17 protein-coding genes are annotated in these 15,809 nt (G+C 63.7%); 9 read left to right on the plus strand and 8 right to left on the minus strand.

Translation table 11 applies throughout. From position 1 onward, the window contains the following. Positions 1–39: 39 nt before the first annotated feature. Positions 40–1,005 carry a methionyl-tRNA formyltransferase gene (gene fmt, locus J6595_RS06230; protein ID WP_209593590.1) on the minus strand — a complete coding sequence of 322 codons (966 nt, stop codon included), beginning with the start codon at positions 1,003–1,005 and terminating at the stop codon, positions 40–42. A 4-nt stretch (positions 1,006–1,009) separates the two neighbouring features. Continuing rightward, entirely contained in the window at positions 1,010–1,525 is a 516-nt protein-coding gene (def, locus tag J6595_RS06235; RefSeq protein WP_209593591.1) for a peptide deformylase, read from the minus strand. Positions 1,526–1,658: 133 nt separating this feature from the next. On the opposite strand from def, the gene J6595_RS06240 reads away from it, so the two are divergent. Together J6595_RS06240 and J6595_RS06245 are read left to right on the plus strand one after the other, a co-directional pair. Then, on the plus strand, positions 1,659–2,822 hold the full coding sequence (locus tag J6595_RS06240; RefSeq protein ID WP_209593592.1) for a DNA recombination protein RmuC: 1,164 nt from the start codon (positions 1,659–1,661) through the stop codon (positions 2,820–2,822). Between the two features lie 222 nt (positions 2,823–3,044). Further along, on the plus strand, positions 3,045–4,631 hold the full coding sequence (locus tag J6595_RS06245) for a trypsin-like peptidase domain-containing protein (RefSeq protein ID WP_209593593.1): 1,587 nt from the start codon (positions 3,045–3,047) through the stop codon (positions 4,629–4,631). Positions 4,632–4,687: 56 nt separating this feature from the next. Here the strand turns inward: J6595_RS06245 and J6595_RS06250 are convergent, their stop codons facing one another. Beyond that, entirely contained in the window at positions 4,688–5,362 is a 675-nt protein-coding gene (locus J6595_RS06250; RefSeq protein WP_209593594.1) for a fused DSP-PTPase phosphatase/NAD kinase-like protein, read from the minus strand. 306 nt (positions 5,363–5,668) lie between these two features. Between J6595_RS06250 and J6595_RS06255 the strand changes: the two genes are divergently transcribed. After that, complete coding sequence (locus J6595_RS06255) at positions 5,669–5,959, plus strand: hypothetical protein (protein ID WP_209593595.1); 291 nt, start codon at positions 5,669–5,671, stop codon at positions 5,957–5,959. Positions 5,960–6,342: 383 nt separating this feature from the next. Here J6595_RS06255 and J6595_RS06260 read toward each other — a convergent pair whose 3' ends face one another. Further along, positions 6,343–7,056 (minus strand): pyrimidine 5'-nucleotidase, encoded by a 714-nt coding sequence (locus J6595_RS06260; RefSeq protein WP_209593596.1) that lies wholly within the window; start codon positions 7,054–7,056, stop codon positions 6,343–6,345. Positions 7,057–7,150: 94 nt separating this feature from the next. Here J6595_RS06260 and J6595_RS06265 point away from each other — a divergent pair, with 94 nt between their 5' ends. The 3 genes from J6595_RS06265 to J6595_RS06275 all read left to right on the plus strand — a co-directional run bounded on the left by J6595_RS06265 (position 7,151) and on the right by J6595_RS06275 (position 9,598). Further along, positions 7,151–8,050, plus strand: coding sequence for a DMT family transporter (locus J6595_RS06265; RefSeq protein ID WP_209593597.1), 900 nt, complete (start codon positions 7,151–7,153; stop codon positions 8,048–8,050). 114 nt (positions 8,051–8,164) lie between these two features. Then, positions 8,165–9,139, plus strand: coding sequence for a lipoyl synthase (gene lipA, locus J6595_RS06270; RefSeq protein ID WP_209593598.1), 975 nt, complete (start codon positions 8,165–8,167; stop codon positions 9,137–9,139). 12 nt (positions 9,140–9,151) lie between these two features. Further along, a complete protein-coding gene (locus tag J6595_RS06275; RefSeq protein WP_209593599.1) occupies positions 9,152–9,598 on the plus strand; it encodes a type II toxin-antitoxin system RatA family toxin in 447 nt (148 codons plus the stop codon). Between the two features lie 98 nt (positions 9,599–9,696). On the opposite strand, the gene J6595_RS06280 is transcribed toward J6595_RS06275, so the two are convergent. Next, positions 9,697–9,849, minus strand: a complete 153-nt coding sequence (locus J6595_RS06280; RefSeq protein ID WP_209593600.1) for a hypothetical protein — start codon at positions 9,847–9,849, stop codon at positions 9,697–9,699. Positions 9,850–10,041: 192 nt separating this feature from the next. Next, entirely contained in the window at positions 10,042–10,494 is a 453-nt protein-coding gene (locus tag J6595_RS06285; protein ID WP_209593601.1) for an Lrp/AsnC family transcriptional regulator, read from the minus strand. A 105-nt stretch (positions 10,495–10,599) separates the two neighbouring features. Here J6595_RS06285 and J6595_RS06290 point away from each other — a divergent pair, with 105 nt between their 5' ends. After that, positions 10,600–11,622: a nucleoside recognition domain-containing protein gene (locus J6595_RS06290; protein ID WP_245197657.1), complete on the plus strand. Its 1,023-nt coding sequence runs from the start codon at positions 10,600–10,602 to the stop codon at positions 11,620–11,622. Positions 11,623–11,764: 142 nt separating this feature from the next. On the opposite strand, the gene J6595_RS06295 is transcribed toward J6595_RS06290, so the two are convergent. Further along, entirely contained in the window at positions 11,765–12,265 is a 501-nt protein-coding gene (locus tag J6595_RS06295) for a CinA family protein (RefSeq protein WP_209593602.1), read from the minus strand. Continuing rightward, complete coding sequence (locus tag J6595_RS06300) at positions 12,262–13,470, minus strand: bifunctional 2-C-methyl-D-erythritol 4-phosphate cytidylyltransferase/2-C-methyl-D-erythritol 2,4-cyclodiphosphate synthase (protein WP_209593603.1); 1,209 nt, start codon at positions 13,468–13,470, stop codon at positions 12,262–12,264. The genes J6595_RS06295 and J6595_RS06300 overlap by 4 nt, the downstream gene beginning before the upstream one ends. Before the next feature lie 154 nt (positions 13,471–13,624). Here J6595_RS06300 and dusB point away from each other — a divergent pair, with 154 nt between their 5' ends. After that, positions 13,625–14,671: a tRNA dihydrouridine synthase DusB gene (gene dusB / locus J6595_RS06305; RefSeq protein ID WP_209593604.1), complete on the plus strand. Its 1,047-nt coding sequence runs from the start codon at positions 13,625–13,627 to the stop codon at positions 14,669–14,671. Between the two features lie 2 nt (positions 14,672–14,673). Then, positions 14,674–15,801, plus strand: a complete 1,128-nt coding sequence (locus J6595_RS06310) for a two-component system sensor histidine kinase NtrB (protein ID WP_209593605.1) — start codon at positions 14,674–14,676, stop codon at positions 15,799–15,801. Positions 15,802–15,809: the final 8 nt, after the last annotated feature.

The following is a 15,809-nucleotide window of genomic DNA, read 5'->3' on the forward strand; positions in this document are numbered from 1 at the left end:
TGCGCGGCGCCAGTCTTGAAGCATGAGGGCGCTCCGGGCTCACGCCGGCTCTCCACCCAGCGCCGTGCCGATGGGCACCGGGGTCCCCCGCAAGAGTTCGCCTGCCGCGATCTTCTTGCCGCCGGCGCGCTGAACTTCCAGGAGCCGCACGGCGCCCGTGCCGCAGGCGACTGTCAGATCGTCGCCGATGACCGTTCCGGCCGGGCCCGAACCCGCGGCGACCTCGGCCCGCAGCAGCTTCATCCGCTCCGGTTCTTTCGAAAACGCGATCGTCGTCCAGGCGCCGGGCATGGGCGAAAACCCGTTGATCTTTCCCGCGATGTCTCTTGCGTCCGCCTGCCAGTCGATCCGCGTTTCCGCCTTGTCGATCTTCTTGGCATAGACAGGCTGGCGGCCGGTCCGCGCCCCGATCTCGGCCTGATCCTCGAAGGCGAGGGTGCCGGCTTCGAGCTTTGCCAGCGCCTCGACCAGAAGCTCGGCGGAGATCAGCGCAAGCCGCTCCTGCAATTCGCCGGCGGTCTCACTGGGTCCGATCGCCGTTTCGGCCGTGAGGGCGACCGGGCCGGTGTCGAGCCCCGCCTCCATCTGCATCACCATCATGGCCGTTCGCGCGTCGCCGGCCTCGATCGCCCGCTGGATGGGTGCCGCGCCGCGCCAGCGGGGCAGCAGCGAGCCGTGGCCGTTGAGACAGCCGAAGCGCGGGGCGTCGAGCAGCGCCTGCGGCAGGAGCAGCCCGTAAGCGACGACGACGGCAACGTCGGCTTTCAGCGCGGCGAAGGCCTCGATTTCGGCCGGGTCACGAAAATTCAGCGGTGTGCGCACACACAGCCCGAGCCGCTCGGCCTCGATCTGGACGGGCGAGGGCGTCAGCTTCAGGCCTCTGCGACCGGCCTTTCGCGGCGGCTGCGAGTAGACCGCCGGCACCCTGTGTCCCGCGTTTGCAATGGCGGAGAGCGTCGGCACCGCGAAAGCCGGCGTTCCCATGAAGGTGACGGTGAGCGCCACCGGCTCAGCCTGCCTTCATCCGCGCCTGCTTGGTGAATTTCTTGATCACCATGTCGCGCTTCAGCTTCGAAATGTAGTCGATGAAGAGGACGCCATCGAGATGGTCGATCTCGTGCTGCAGACAGGTGGCGAAGAGCCCGTCGACGCTTTGCTCGTGCATGTTTCCGTCGAGGCCGAGATAGCGCACGGTGACACCGGCGGGACGTTCAACCTCCGCATAGTAGTCGGGGATCGACAGGCAGCCCTCTTCATAGACGCTGCGCTCTTCGGCGCTCGCCACGACCTCGGGGTTGAGGAACACCTGCGGCGCCTTCTCTTCGTCCTCCTTGGACACGTCGAGGACGAGCATGCGGAGCGGCTCGCCCACCTGGATCGCGGCGAGGCCGATGCCGGGCGCATCGTACATCGTCTCCAGCATGTCGTCGGCGAACTTGCGAAGGGTGTCGTCGACCCGCTCCACGGGCTTGGAAACCTCGCGCAGCTTGGGGTCGGGCAGGATGATAAGCGGCTTGATCGTCATGGCGGTGAGGTAGTCGCTGGCGTGAAACGGGTCAATCCGGTTCGTGCGGCGGAAAATACCCTTCTGGGAAGCTTTCGGCGCATTTGTTCCCGATTTGGTCTCTTTGTTAAGAAATCCCTGCTATCGTGACCCCATGATTCGCGACATCACCGCCTTCCTGAACCAGCCCATCGTCTTCGTCGCCGGCGTCGAGGTGACGGGTCTCGCACTCCTGCTTTGCGGCTTTCTGCTGGCCGTCGTGGCTCTGTGGCTGCGGGCGGCCGCGCGGGCGAGGACGGCCGACGCCGCAGCCGACGCCGCCGAGGCCGATGCCGGAAGGCTGGATGCTCTGATGCGGGCGCAGACCGAGATGTCCGGCCGGATGCAGACCATGGCCGAGATCATCGGGGCGCGTCAGGCCGATCTGACGCGGTCGCTGTCGGACAGGCTCGACGGCCTGACCAGCCGGGTCGGCCAGTCGATCCTCGCAACCACCAAGGAGACGAAGGCGTCGCTCTCGGTCCTGTCCGAGCGGCTGGCCGTCATCGACCGTGCGCAGGGTGAAATCCGCAACCTGACGGGCGAGGTGGTGAAGCTGAAGGACATTCTCGCCAACAAGCAGACCCGTGGCGCCTTTGGGGAAAGTCGTATGCAGGCGATCGTCGCGGACGCCCTGCCGGCCTCGGTCTATGCCTTTCAGGCAACGCTCTCCAACGGTCGCCGGCCCGACTGTCTGATCAAGATGCCAAACGGCGCGCCCGGTCTCGTCGTCGATGCGAAATTTCCCCTCGAGGCCTATTCGGCGCTCGAAGCCTCGCAGGACGGCGAGGCGAGGGCCTCGGCCGCGTCGCGGCTTCGCCGGGACATGGACGTTCATGTAAAGGCGATCGCCGAGAAATACCTCATTCCCGGCGAGACGCAGGACACGGCATTCATGTTCGTTCCCTCGGAGACGATTTTCGCCACGCTCCACGAAGAGTTCGACGATATCGTTCAAAGGGCCTACCGGGCAGGCGTCGTCATCGTCTCGCCGTCCCTGCTCAATCTCTCGATACAGGTCGTGCAGGCCGTCCTGAAGGATGCGCGGCTGCGCGCTTCGGCTGGGCGCATTCAGGCCGAGGTACGGCTTTTCGCCGAAGATCTCGATCGGCTGGAAACGCGCGTCGCCGCCCTCAAGGGCCACTTCGCCCAGACCTCGCGGGACCTCGACCAGATCGCCGTGTCGAGCGAAAAGCTGCAGCGAAGGGGACGCCGTATCACCGACATCGAACTCGGCGAGGAGGCGTCCGCGCGCGAACGTCAGGTCGCCAACGACTGACGCTCCGCTCGATGGCTGAGGCTGCCGTGGAGGAGCCCCGTGCGACGGCGGTCATCGCCGGCAACCTTCGTCAGTATGACATCAACGCTTCGTGATGCGATGTCAATTCCGCTGCGTAAGGGTTAAGTCTGTCGAGAAACCTTAAAAAAAGATTACGCTCGACGGATCGAACCAGCTCTGGCTGCATTATAGGCTAAACGTCGGTCACCGCAGGGGAATGATATGCGACGCGGTTTGGGGATCATCATGGCGGCATGTGTGCTGGCGGCTTCGCCGGCAGCATCTGCGCGTGATTTTGCCTCTAGCACGACTGCTATCACGTCCTCGCCGGCAGATCTGTCGCTCGCTTACAACACGCAGACGGACCTTTCCTTCCGCCGCGGCCTGCAGATCAGGCTGGGCTGGACGGGCGACTATGCCGGGCCGTTCTCGGGCGTCATCGAGGCGGCCACACTTAGGGCCATCCGCGATTTCCAGGCCCGCCACGGTCTGCGTGCCGACGGCGTCATCACCGAGGCGATGCTGCAGAAGCTGATCGCACTATCCGATGCCGTGCAGTCCGATCTTGGTGTGTCCGTCGTCGATGATCGTGAAACCGGTGTGCGCCTCGCGCTTCCTCTCAATCTCGTCAAGGACGCCGGCCGGACCGAGGTCGGGCATCTCTGGCGCGCCCAAGACGGTAGTGTCGAGATCGAGACGGTCAGGATTGCCGATACCGGTCAGACCTTGTCGGGGCTCTACGATACGCTGAGCCAGGCGACGGCCGAGCGTTCGGTGCTCGGTGCACAGAAGGCGGATGACTGGTTCACTGTCGCCGGGGTCGAATCCGGCCGGCGGTACTTCATGCGGTTTTCCGGGTCGAAGTCTGATCTGCGCGGGTTTTCGGTCTCCTACAAGGAAAGCGACGAGAGCGAAGTCGCTTCTTTCGTGACGGTTGCGTCCAATCTCTTCGAGCCTTTCGCCGGCGAGCCCGAAGCGCCGCTCGTTGCGGACAATCGCGGCAATTCGTTCTCCGCACTGCTCGAACGGCGGCGTTCCGCAGACAAGTCGGGAACGGCGCGATATGCGATGGCTGACAACGACGCGGACGGCCGTCGTTCCCATCTGTTCGAGTTGCCCCGCGAGCGCAGCTACGACAATGCGGCGATCGAGCCCGCTCAGGAAGCCGGCCGGCAAGCCGGCGCCGCACCGGCCTTCGACATGGCCGGGTCCGGTTTCGTCGTCTCGGATGGCTGGCTCCTGACCAACGCTCATGTCGTTCGTGGCTGCCGCAAGGTCGAGGTCGGCAACAACATTCCCGCATCCGAGGTTCGCATCGACTCCTCCAACGACCTGGCTCTCGTCCATGTGGGGCAAAGCCTCGGCTCGCCCCTGGCGATTTCGGCGGCAAAGCCGCGCCTCGGCGAGGATATCCTGGCGCTCGGCTTTCCGCTGCGCTCGATCCTGGCGGACTCCCTCAACGTCACCCGCGGCAATGTCTCCTCGCTTCTCGGGCTGATGAACGATCCGCGCTATCTGCAGATCTCGGCGCCCGTTCAGCCCGGCAATTCCGGTGGCCCGCTTGTCGATCTGGCCGGACGTGTGGTCGGAGTGGTCACGGCAAAGCTCGATGCGGTCGCGGTCGCCGATGCGACGGGGGACATTCCGCAGTCCATCAATTTCGCTATCCGTCCCGATACCGTGTCTGCCTTCCTTCACAAGAACAAGATCGCCTTCCGCACGGCCAATCCGAAATCGGCACTCGAAAGCGTGCCGGACGCCACGGCGAAGGTGAAGGACTCGGTCTATCCGGTCGTCTGCACCGACTGAGACACCAGCCGAACTATCCAAGGCCTCTTTCACGACGCCCGGTTGGTGCTTTCCCATCAGTCAGCCGCGACCTGCACGCTCTCTTCCTCGCGGATTTTCGGTGGTGCGGTGATCTGCGCAAAGGCTTCGTCCATGGCGACCGTTCGACTCCCCAGCCACGGGAAATGACCGTAGAGGAACGAGAGTTGTCGTTCCGCCTCTGAAACGCTCTTGCCCGCGACGAACCGTTCATAGAGGGCCGAAACCAGGCCGGCACGGTCCGAGCCTGATCTGCAATGGACGAGAATGGGCTTTGGAGCGGTCTTCAGGACGAAGAGGAGTTCCTCGACCGTGTTCATGTCGGGAGCGTGCTTCGCCGACAGGTGAAAGCTGAGGAAGTCCAGTCCGTGACGCCTGGCCACGGCGCGCTCGGCCTCGTACCACGGGCGGCCTTCGTCGCCTCGCAGGTTCAAGATCGTGCGGATCCCGGCTGTCTCGACAAGCCGCTCGAGCCTACCCGCCGAGAGAGTTCCGGACCGGTAGAGACGTCCGGCTTCCACCGTATGAATATTGCCGGTGAGATGAATATAAGCGAGATTCGCCATCAGGATGCCGATCCACACAACGAAGACGCTTGTGACGCAAACCGTGATCAAGCGCAGCTGCTTCATCCATCTTCCCCCTTGTTTTCGGGAAGAGGGAATAGCGGCCGCCGATCTCATCGCGCTGACAGTTGCATGGCAGACGGGCAACGCTTTGATGTCCGTTGCAAGACCGGCGTTCTGACGGTTCCTTGACGGGGTAAGCCGTTAAGAGCCATGGCGGATCTGGCGACCGAGCGCCGCGCGAGGGAAGCGTCATTCGGGAACGCTTGGCCGGTCCGGGGGCGTCATGTCCGCCTGTTAGCGGTCGAGGAGTGGCGCGAAGCCCTGTTCGTGCTGGCTGCGACGGAACTCTCGCTCACCCACCTCGTTCGCCCATGAGACCATGGATCGCGACGATGATTTCGCCGTGACCAAACGTTTCGTCCAACGACGCCAAGGCAGAAGAAGACCGTCATGCCCGACCTCGACACCGACCCGAAAATGATGCGTGAACAGCAGGACAGGGATACGAAGGAAAACGCTGGCGAGAAGGACGGGGCGCGCCGGCAGGCCGACAGCGACGCGCAAAGCGCCGCAGAGCGGCAAGCTGCGTTGGAGGGAGAAGGCGGCTCGCAGGAGGACCAGATGGACGCCATCCTGCGCCAGAACGGCGCGAAGGAAGGCTCTTCGAAACCTGAAAGCGCCGAGCCCGGTCACCCCAAGAAGGGGCTCGTCAGACGGGGGCGGTCGCTCCTCGGCGGCTGAGGTCGGCGCGGGAGGCTAGAGTGATCACTGCCGGCACCCTATTTTCATAGGGATAAGAGCCAGTTAGGCGTTTTCTCGGATGCTCCGCCATAGCCGATGACACGGTACTCCAGGGCCGGCCACGACTTCATCGAGAAGGCGCACCATTCAACGCTTCGTCATTCTCGGGCCCCGTCCCGAGAATCCAGAAACTTTGGAAAAACAGAAGCTTAGGTGGTGCGCAGGATGCTCGGCGCGGCGCCCGAGCACGACGAGCGTGATGAAAGCTGACGCCTGATCGCGCAGTGCCAGTCACTCGGTGTTCGCCGTTCGACGAGACTGTCAGCCACTGTGGGGCTCCGCATCAGCCCTCCTTGTCGCCTCATGGCATGGCAGGGCCTGACCTATGTCAGGCCTTTCAGGAACTTGGCGAGATCGTCCGTGACATAGTCGATATGGTCGCCGTCATGGCCTTCATGCTCCCAAACGTCCCCGAAGGTGTCTTCGAAATTGTTCGGGACGATGAGGACGGTCCGCATTCCCAGACGCTTGGGCACTTCGAGGTTGCGCGCCAGATCCTCGAACATCGCCGCGTTCGGGGCGTCGATTTCATGCCGCGCGAGGAACTTGTCGTAGGTTTCGGCGGCGGGCTTCGGCACGAGATCGGCGGCGACGAGATCGAAGATGTCCTCGAAATTTTCGAGGATGCCGAGCTGGCGCGCGGCGCTCTCGGCGTGTCTCCGGTCGCCATTGGTAAAGATGAACTTGCGGCCGGGAAGCGCTGCGATGACCTCGCCGAGCGCCGGATCGGGGCTGAGCCAGCTGTAATCGATGTCGTGGACATACTGGAGAAACACGTCGGGATCGACGTCGTGCTCCAGCATCAGCCCGCGCAAGGTCGTGCCGTGGCGGCGATAGAAATCTTTCTGGAGAAGCCGGGCCTCGTCCTTGGGAAGCGAGAGGAAATCGGCGACGAACAGGGTCATCCGCTGATCGATCTGCGAAAACAGGTTTGAGTGGCGCGGATAGAGCGTATTGTCGAGATCGAACACCCAATCACGGATGCCGGCGAAATCGCCGCGTTTCACGTCCTCGGTCTTCTGGATGCTGGATGACATCGGGGTGTCCGCTGGTGTCGAGGATCTGTTTGATTTTTGAAACATCCGCCGATGATAGACGGCGGACCTTGCCGAAGACAGGACGATTCGTCTGATGCCCCTCTGGATTCCGATCACAATCGCAGCGGCTTTCTGCCAGAACCTGCGATCGGGCATGCAGAAGCGTCTCAAGGGACGCATGGGCACGACCGGCGCGACATTCGTGCGCTTCGGCTTCGGCCTGCCCTTCGCGATCGTCTATCTGATCCTTGTCGCGGGGGTGAACAGCGAGGCGGTCCCCCGGCCGACTGCCGTATTCCTTGCGGCCGCGGCGGCTGGCGGCATCGCCCAGATCGGTGCGACCTTCCTCCTCGTCTATCTCTTCGGCTTCAGAAACTTCATGGTCGGCACGGCCTATTCCAAGACAGAGCCGGTCCAGGCAGCCCTGTTCGGCTTCCTCATTCTGGGCGAGACGGTCTCGCCCTTCGGCCTTCTGGCGGTCGTCGCCGGCGTGGTCGGCGTGGTCCTCATATCGATCGGCAATTCGGGCGGTGGCAGCGTGCTCAGGGGGCTCGGCTCGCGGGAAGCGCTCATCGGCATCGCCTGCGGCGCCCTGTTCGGCGTTTCGGCGGTGTGTTTTCGGGCGGCCGCCCTCGCGATCGCGGACGGATCGGTAGCGATGCGGGCGGCGTTGACGCTCGTCGTCACCCTTTTCATCCAGAGTTCCGTGATGCTCGCCTGGATGACGCTGCGGGACCGCGGCGAATTGCGTCGCGTGGCGATGGCCTGGGCGCCGGGCCTTCTGGTCGGCCTCGCCGGCGCCAGTGCCTCGGCCGGCTGGTTCACTGCGATGACATTGCAGAAGGTCGCCTATGTCCGGGCGCTGGGCCAGATCGAGCTCGTCTTTACCCTGGCCTCGTCGCTCTTCTGGTTTCGTGAGACCGTCACCCGCCTCGAGCTTGCCGGCGCGGCGGTGATCGTGCTTGCGATCTTCGGGCTCATCGCCGGCGCCTGATCGCCCGGCGGCCTCATCGCTGCCGGCCCGGCGGGACGTGGTCCTTCCGCCAAGCATATCCACCATGCGCCAAAGCCGATTGCATCACGCCATTCTGCGTCCTAAGTAGGCTCCATGGTCACCATCCTCGATACCCGCCAGTCAGAGGCCGACAGGCCGAGGCTTCGCCACCCCGAAAAGGCCCACCGGCCGGACGCCAACGCCAGTCCGCCGAAGCCGGACTGGATTCGCGTGAAGGCGCCGGTTTCGAAAGGCTATTTCGAGACCCGCGAAATCGCCCGCGAGAACAGGCTTGTCACGGTCTGCGAGGAGGCGGGCTGTCCGAATATCGGCGGCTGCTGGGAAAAGAAGCACGCGACCTTCATGATCATGGGGGGCATCTGCACGCGCGCCTGCTCTTTCTGCAACGTCGCCACCGGCATGCCGCACGCGCTCGACGAGAGCGAGCCGGAAAGTGTCGGGCGAGCGGTTGCCAAGATGGGGCTCAACCACGTCGTCATCACCTCGGTCGATCGCGACGATCTCGCCGACGGCGGCGCGGAGCATTTCGTCCAGACGATCCGCGCGATCCGCGCTGCGGCGCCCGGCACGACCATCGAGATCCTGACGCCGGACTTCCTGAGGAAGCCAGGCGCCCTGGAGCGGGTGGTCGAGGCCAAGCCCGACGTCTTCAACCACAATCTCGAGACCGTGCCGTCGAAATATCTGACGGTGCGCCCCGGTGCGCGGTATTTCCACTCGATCCGGCTGCTGCAGCGGGTGAAGGAGCTCGACCCGACGATCTTCACCAAATCCGGCATCATGGTCGGCCTCGGCGAGGAGCGGAACGAGGTTCTGCAGCTGATGGACGATCTGCGCACCGCCGACGTCGACTTCCTCACCATCGGCCAGTATCTCCAGCCGACCAAGAAGCACCATGCGGTGATCCGCTATGTGACGCCGGAGGAGTTCAAGTCCTTCGAGACGGTGGCGCTGACCAAAGGCTTTCTCGTCGTCGCGGCAAGCCCGCTCACCCGCTCCTCGCATCATGCCGGCGAGGATTTCGAACGCCTGAAGGCCGCCCGCCTGGCGCGCCAGTCCGCCGCCTGATCCCCGAGCATCATGCCGAAATTCGAAACGACCCGCCCCGTCCATCACACCGCCGACGAGATGTTCGCCCTCGTCGCCGATGTCGAGAAATACCCCGAATTCCTTCCGCTGTGCCAGGCGCTGACCGTGCGCTCCGAGCGCGAGAAGGACGGCAAGCGGCTGCTCGTCGCCGACATGACGGTCGCCTACAAGATGGTCCGCGAGACCTTCACGTCGCAGGTGCTGCTGAAGCCCGAGGAGCGGCGGATCGAGGTCTCCTATGTCAACGGCCCGTTCAAGTTCCTCGACAACCGCTGGGACTTCGTGCCGACGGGCGAGGGCACCTGCGACGTCAAGTTCTTCATCGAATACGAGTTCAAGAGCCGCACCCTCGGCATGCTGATGGGCACGATGTTCGACTACGCGTTCAGACGGTTCGCCGTGGCGTTCGAGGAGCGGGCGGACAAGGTCTATGGGTGAAGGGCATGGCGGGTGCAGGGCCTGCCATCATCAACGAATCGCCAGTTCCGCGTTTGAACCAGAATACGATGAAGAGGTTTCAAAAGCGCACCGATCGGCTAAACAAGAAGGCCGAGCAGAGTTCCGACAATAATTGCAAGAGCAATAACCAACAGCTTCCTTACCGTCGATGCCTTGGCGGCGTTTTCCTTTGAAATCGGTTTGGAATTGGCTTTTTGAGCATCACGCATTTTCCCGTCGCTTTCGCTCATTTCGTGATGCCGTTGGGTTTCGTTCTGAAATGGCGTGAAATGCTCTTTCGTTGAGGGGGCGAAATAATGGGAATGGAATCATCAATTCTGTTTCAGAAGAGATGATCGGCGGATTTCGACCCTTGTGGGACGTTCCGAGAACATGCGGCGAATGTCGGCGTCAGACTTTGGCTGCGTTCTAAAGGTCGAGCGTCACATCGATATGGCCGTGTCATCCTTGGCAGTCCGCCTGACCAGCATCGTGTAGAAGCGCGTCACGTTCGATTGATCCTCGAAGAGACGCTCACAAACAGCGTTGAGTTCCTCCGTGTCGCGTAGACGTAGGATCAGGATGACATCGGTCTGACCGGTAACCGCGTAGGCCTGCGATACCGCGTTTTCTCGTGTGGCAAAGTCCAAGAACCGACGCATATGCTGCTCGCCGTGCAGCTTGAGCTCCACTGTGACGACAGCCTTCAAAGTGCGCCCCGCCTTGGCTGGGTTCAAGATCGCGACGATCCTGTCGATAACCCCTGTCTTTCGCAAACGCCGGACCCTACGCAGGCAGCTCGAAGGCGCCAGGCCGATCTTTTCTGCAAGATCGGCGTTCGTCCGCGAGGCGTCTCGCTGCAGCAGCTCCAACAGCTTTCTGTCAATTCTGTCCATCGGACTCCCAACACAGCTGCCCCGTCATGCAATAAAATTGCATCGTTTTGCAATCTTTGACCGCATCTTCGATCGCGCTCGGCCTATCCAATGGATAGCAACTCCATGGAGGTCGATATGAAGCTTGTCCGATTTCTTGCTCGCCAGACACGCGAGACGCTTGAGATTTACTGGCTTCTCGTGCGCATCATGGTGCCCGTCATCCTCGCGACGGAACTCTTAAAAGAACTCGGTGCGCTCGATTTCATTTCGCCGACCTTCGGACCGGTTATGGCGCTTATCGGGCTACCGCCAGAACTCGGCCTCGCTTGGCTGACTGGCTTGTTAGTCGGGCTCTGGGGGGCGGTCCCGATCGTCTTCACCCTTGTTCCGGTGGAACAGCTGAGCACGGCCGACATGACGGTCTTCTCGGCTCTTCTCCTGATCGCGCATGGCCTGCCGGTGGAGCAGCGGATCATCGCGCAGGCCGGGCCGTCATTCCTGTTGACTTCCCTTCTCCGCCTTGGTGGCGGGTTGCTCTACGCATTCATGCTGCATCATCTCTTCGCGGCGACGGGTTGGCTCTCCCAACCGCTCGCTCCTGCGTGGGTCCCGATGGAGGACGCCACAGGGGGCTGGGTATCGATGTTCGGCAGTCTAGCCGAGACCCTGATTTCGATGTTCGCCATCCTCTGGGCTTTATCCGTAGGACTGGAGCTTTCAAAACGACTTGGCGTTCTCGATCGACTGATCGCAATGATCAGGCCGGTGCTTCGTCTTTCCGGCATGAGCAGGGACGTAGGTCCATTCGCCGCAATCGGTCTTTTGCTCGGCATCTCCTATGGAGGCGCGCTCCTGATCCGGGAAGCCAGATCAGATGTCGTCGAGCCTCGCCAGATCTTCGTCGCCTGCGTCTTCATGGGCTTCGCACACAGCATCATCGAGGACACGCTTGTCGTCGTGGCGCTCGGAGCCGATATCTGGGGCGTACTCGTGGGGAGGGTGGCGGTCGCAATCGCCTTCACGGCCGTCGTCGCCTTCTGTGTCAGAGCCCTTTCCGAAGAAAGCTTCCGAAAATGGGCGTTTCGCGATGAGCGAAAGAGAAACAGGAGGGGCTGGCGTTTCTGGCGTCGAAAGCGGGTTGCATAGTTGACATCGAACCATGGCCCTGCGAGCGGCAGCAAACCACTCATCCCAGCGATTCCATAATGGCCCCTACGCCACCGTCTATAAATTGCAAAATACTGAAATCGGTGTTCGCCATACCCCGGGCGGTTGGAGCTTCAAGTTGCTAGTTTTTCAGCAGCATCTCCAGCGCTACAATCACCGATGCCGCCCGTATTCCGGCGCGGCCCAAGTCTCCGAACCGCTTCTCCCGATACACCGTAGCGTCCGGCCCTGCGCAGGCGAAATGCACCAGCCCGACCGGTTTCGTCTCCGACCCGCCGCCCGGCCCGGCGATCCCGGTGATCGACACCGCTACCGTCACTCCTGAACGCTCTCGCCCGCCCTCGGCCATTTGCCGGGCGACCACCTCCGACACGGCGCCATGGGACTCAAGCGCCGCCGGATCGACGCCGACGAGCTCGATCTTTGCCTGATTGGAATAGGTGACGAAGCCGCGGTCGATCACGGCGGAGGAGCCGGCGATGTCGGTGATCGCGCCGGCGACGAGGCCGCCGGTGCAGGATTCGACCGTGGCGATCGTCCAGCCGGCAGCTGTGTAGCGCTCGACGATCTCGCGGGCGAGGGCGGTGATGCGGTTCTCGGTGTCCAGCGGGTCGTCTGTCATTGCGCCTCTCCATAGACCACCGAGGCCGTCGCGATCGCGGCGATGCCCTCGCGGCGGCCGACGAAGCCGATCGTCTCGTTGGTCGTCGCCTTGACCGACACCCGGTCCATCGAAAGCCCGGTCATCCTGGCAATGGCCTCGCGCATCGCCTCGCGATGCGGCGCGATCTTCGGCGCCTCGCAGATCAGCGAGATGTCGGCATTCATGATCCGCCCGCCCCTGGCCGCGACGATCTCCACGGCCTTCTCGACGAAGATATGGGACGCCGCCCCCTTCCACTGCGGATCGCTCGGCGGAAAATGATCGCCGATGTCGCCGGCCCCGCAGGTGGCCAGCAGCGCGTCGGTGAGGGCGTGGAGGCCGACATCGGCGTCGGAATGGCCGTCGAGCGTCTGGTCATGGGGGATCCTGACGCCGCAAAGCGTGACGTGGTCGCCAGCAACGAGGCGATGGACGTCGTAGCCATTGCCGGTGCGAACGTCGATCTGAGGGGCGGTCATGGGCAAGGTCTCCTTCAGCCTGTCGTTCGCGGCGACGATGTCTTCGCGGGTGGTGAGTTTCACATTGCCGGACGAGCCCTCGACCAGCGTGACGGCCAGCCCCGCCCATTCGGCGATCGAGGCATCGTCGGTGAAATCCGAGCGGCCGGAGCTCGCAGCGTCTCTATGGGCGCTCCGGATTGCCGCAAAGCGAAAGCCCTGCGGCGTCTGCGCGCCATAAAGGCCCTTGCGCGGCACCGTCTCGGCGATCGAGCGGTCGCTGTTGGCACGCTTGATTGTGTCGGCGATGGCAACGGCCGGGATCGCACCGCCGTTTGTTGCCGCCGCATCGATCACACGGTCGATCGTCGCCGTGTCGACGAAGGGGCGCACGGCGTCGTGGATGAGGACGAGATCGGGGCCCGTTCCGGCCGCCGCAAGAGCGTCGAGGCCGCGGCAGACCGAGATCTGCCGTTCGGCCCCGCCGATGACGATTTCGAGGCCGTCGGCTCGTTCGCCGAGGGCGCGGGCGCACAGGTCGCGGTCATCGGCATGGATGACGACGACGATCCTGTCGATCCGCGGGTGGCTGCCAAACAGCGCGACCGTATGGGCGAGGACGGCCCGGCCGCCGATGCTCTGATACTGCTTGGGGCCCTCCGTGGTGTGGCCGGCGCGCTCGCCCCGGCCGGCCGCCACCAGGATCGCCGCGATGCTCGTCGTCATCCGGTCTGTCCTCGTTCGAAAACTCGCTTCGCAGGAGCACAAAGCAGTCAGCAAAGGCAAGCAATTTGCTTGTCATTTGAGCACGCTCCGATTAAGTACAGCCCAGGTGCTGCAAGAATCGACAGTTGCGATGATCGCTCAGACTTTAGGCGAAATGAGAAGGATCAAAGACGTTTCCCGTCCTCTGGCGGTCGGGGAGCTGACGCTCGCCAATCGCGTCCTGCTCGCGCCGATGTCCGGCGTCAGCGACGTGCCGTTGCGCCGGCTCGCCCGTCGGTTCGGTGCGGGGCTCGTCGTCTCCGAGATGGTCGCGAGCGGAGAATATCTGAAAGGCGTCGGCGAGACGAGCCTTCGCGCGCTGCGCGACGCGCCGGGCATTCATGCGGTGCAGCTCGCTGGGCGCGAGCCGGCCGTGATGGGCGAGGCCGCGGCGCGGCTGGCCGGTGCGGGCGCGGATCTCATCGACATCAATTTCGGCTGCCCGGCCAAGAAGGTCGTCGGCGGTCTGTCGGGGTCGGCCCTGATGCGCGAGCCCGAGCTTGCGCTGGCCATCGTCGAGGCCGTGGTCGCCGGCGCGGGCGACGTGCCGGTCACGGTGAAGATGCGGCTCGGCTGGGATCGCTCGACCATGAATGCCCCCTGGCTTGCATCGCGCGCCGAGGACGCGGGCGTCAGGATGATCACGGTCCATGGCCGGACCCGGATGGAATTTTACGACGGCGTCGCCGACTGGCGGGCCATCGCGGCCGTCCGCCGTCAGGTGAGGCTTCCGCTCGTCGCCAATGGCGACCTCTCCTCTGATGACCGCCTGCAGGAGATGCTGCGGTCGAGCGGCGCCGACGCGGTGATGGTGGGGCGCGGATGCTACGGTCGTCCCTGGCTTCCCGGGCTGATGGCACGGGCGATCGGCCTGTCCGATCTCGCGCGGATCGACTTGTCCGATTTCGTCGTCGAGCATTACGAGGCGATGCTGTCCCATTACGGATCGGCGACGGGCATTCGCCATTCCCGCAAACATCTGGGCTGGTACCTCGACCGCTTTGCGGCGACGGGCGCACCGGTTCCTTCCTGTGAAAGAAAGGCGGTCATGACCGCAACCAATCAGGACGACGTGAGGCGGCGGCTGGTTCGTCTGTTTGCCGGCACGACGCTCGCCGATGTCGAGCTGGCGGCGACTGAAGTCAAAGCGGAGGCGGCGTGACGATGGCAGCTTCATCCGAAGACGAGACGCCGGTCTGTGCCTCGGCTGCCCAGGTTCTCAACGCGTTGCCCCATCCCGTCATCGTCGTCGATGAGGCGGGGCGGTTCTGCTTTGCCAATTCCGATGCCGAGCAGTTCTTTTCGGCAGGCTCGGCCTATCTCGCCCGAAAGACGCTGCAGGATTTCGTCCCCGGCGACAGCCCGCTGTTCTTCCTGATCGAGCAGGCGCGCGAGCAGCAGGCGCGGATCAGCGAATATCGCGTCGACATCTCTTCGCCGCGGCTCGGAGGCGAGCGGCTGGTCGATCTCTACGTCTCGTCGATGAACGAGGCGCCGGAGCTCGTCGTCGTGATGATCCAGCAGCGCTCCATTGCCGAGAAGATGGACCGCCAGCTGACGCACCGCTCGGCGGCCCGCACCGTCACCGGGCTTGCCGCGATGCTCGCCCACGAGATCCGCAATCCGCTTTCGGGCATCAAGGGCGCGGCGCAGCTTCTGGCGACCTCCGCCAGCGACGAGGACCGCGGGCTGACGCGGCTGATCCAGGAAGAGAGCGACCGGATCGTCAAACTCGTCGACCGGATGGAGGTGTTTTCCGACCAGCGGCCGATCGAGCGCTCGGCGGTCAACATCCATTCCGTGCTCGAACACGTGAAGACCCTGAGCCGGAACGGTTTCGCGCGGGACATGAAGATCGTCGAACTCTACGATCCGTCGCTGCCGCCGGTCTTCGCCAATCGTGACCAGCTCGTCCAGGTGTTCCTCAATCTCGTCAAGAACGCCGCCGAGGCGGTGCGTGGGAAAGAGGGCGCCGAGATCCGGCTGACCACCGCCTACAAGCCGGGCGTCAGGCTTTCCGTCCCCGGGACGCGGGACCGGGTGACGCTGCCCCTGGAATTTGCCGTCGAGGACAATGGCGATGGCGTGCCGGACGACATTCGCGAGCACATCTTCGATCCCTTCGTCACCACCAAGCCGAGCGGCTCCGGCCTCGGCCTCGCGCTCGTCGCCAAGATCGTCGGCGATCATGGCGGCGTCATCGAATGCGAGTCGCAGCCGGGCCATACCGTTTTTCGCATTCTGATGCCGGCCTGGCGCGAGCTTTCCGTGCCCGGCGAGACCGACGAATAGGGCTGATA

It is taken from the genome of Jiella mangrovi (assembly GCF_017815135.1).
Taxonomy (GTDB): domain Bacteria; phylum Pseudomonadota; class Alphaproteobacteria; order Rhizobiales; family Rhizobiaceae; genus Jiella; species Jiella mangrovi.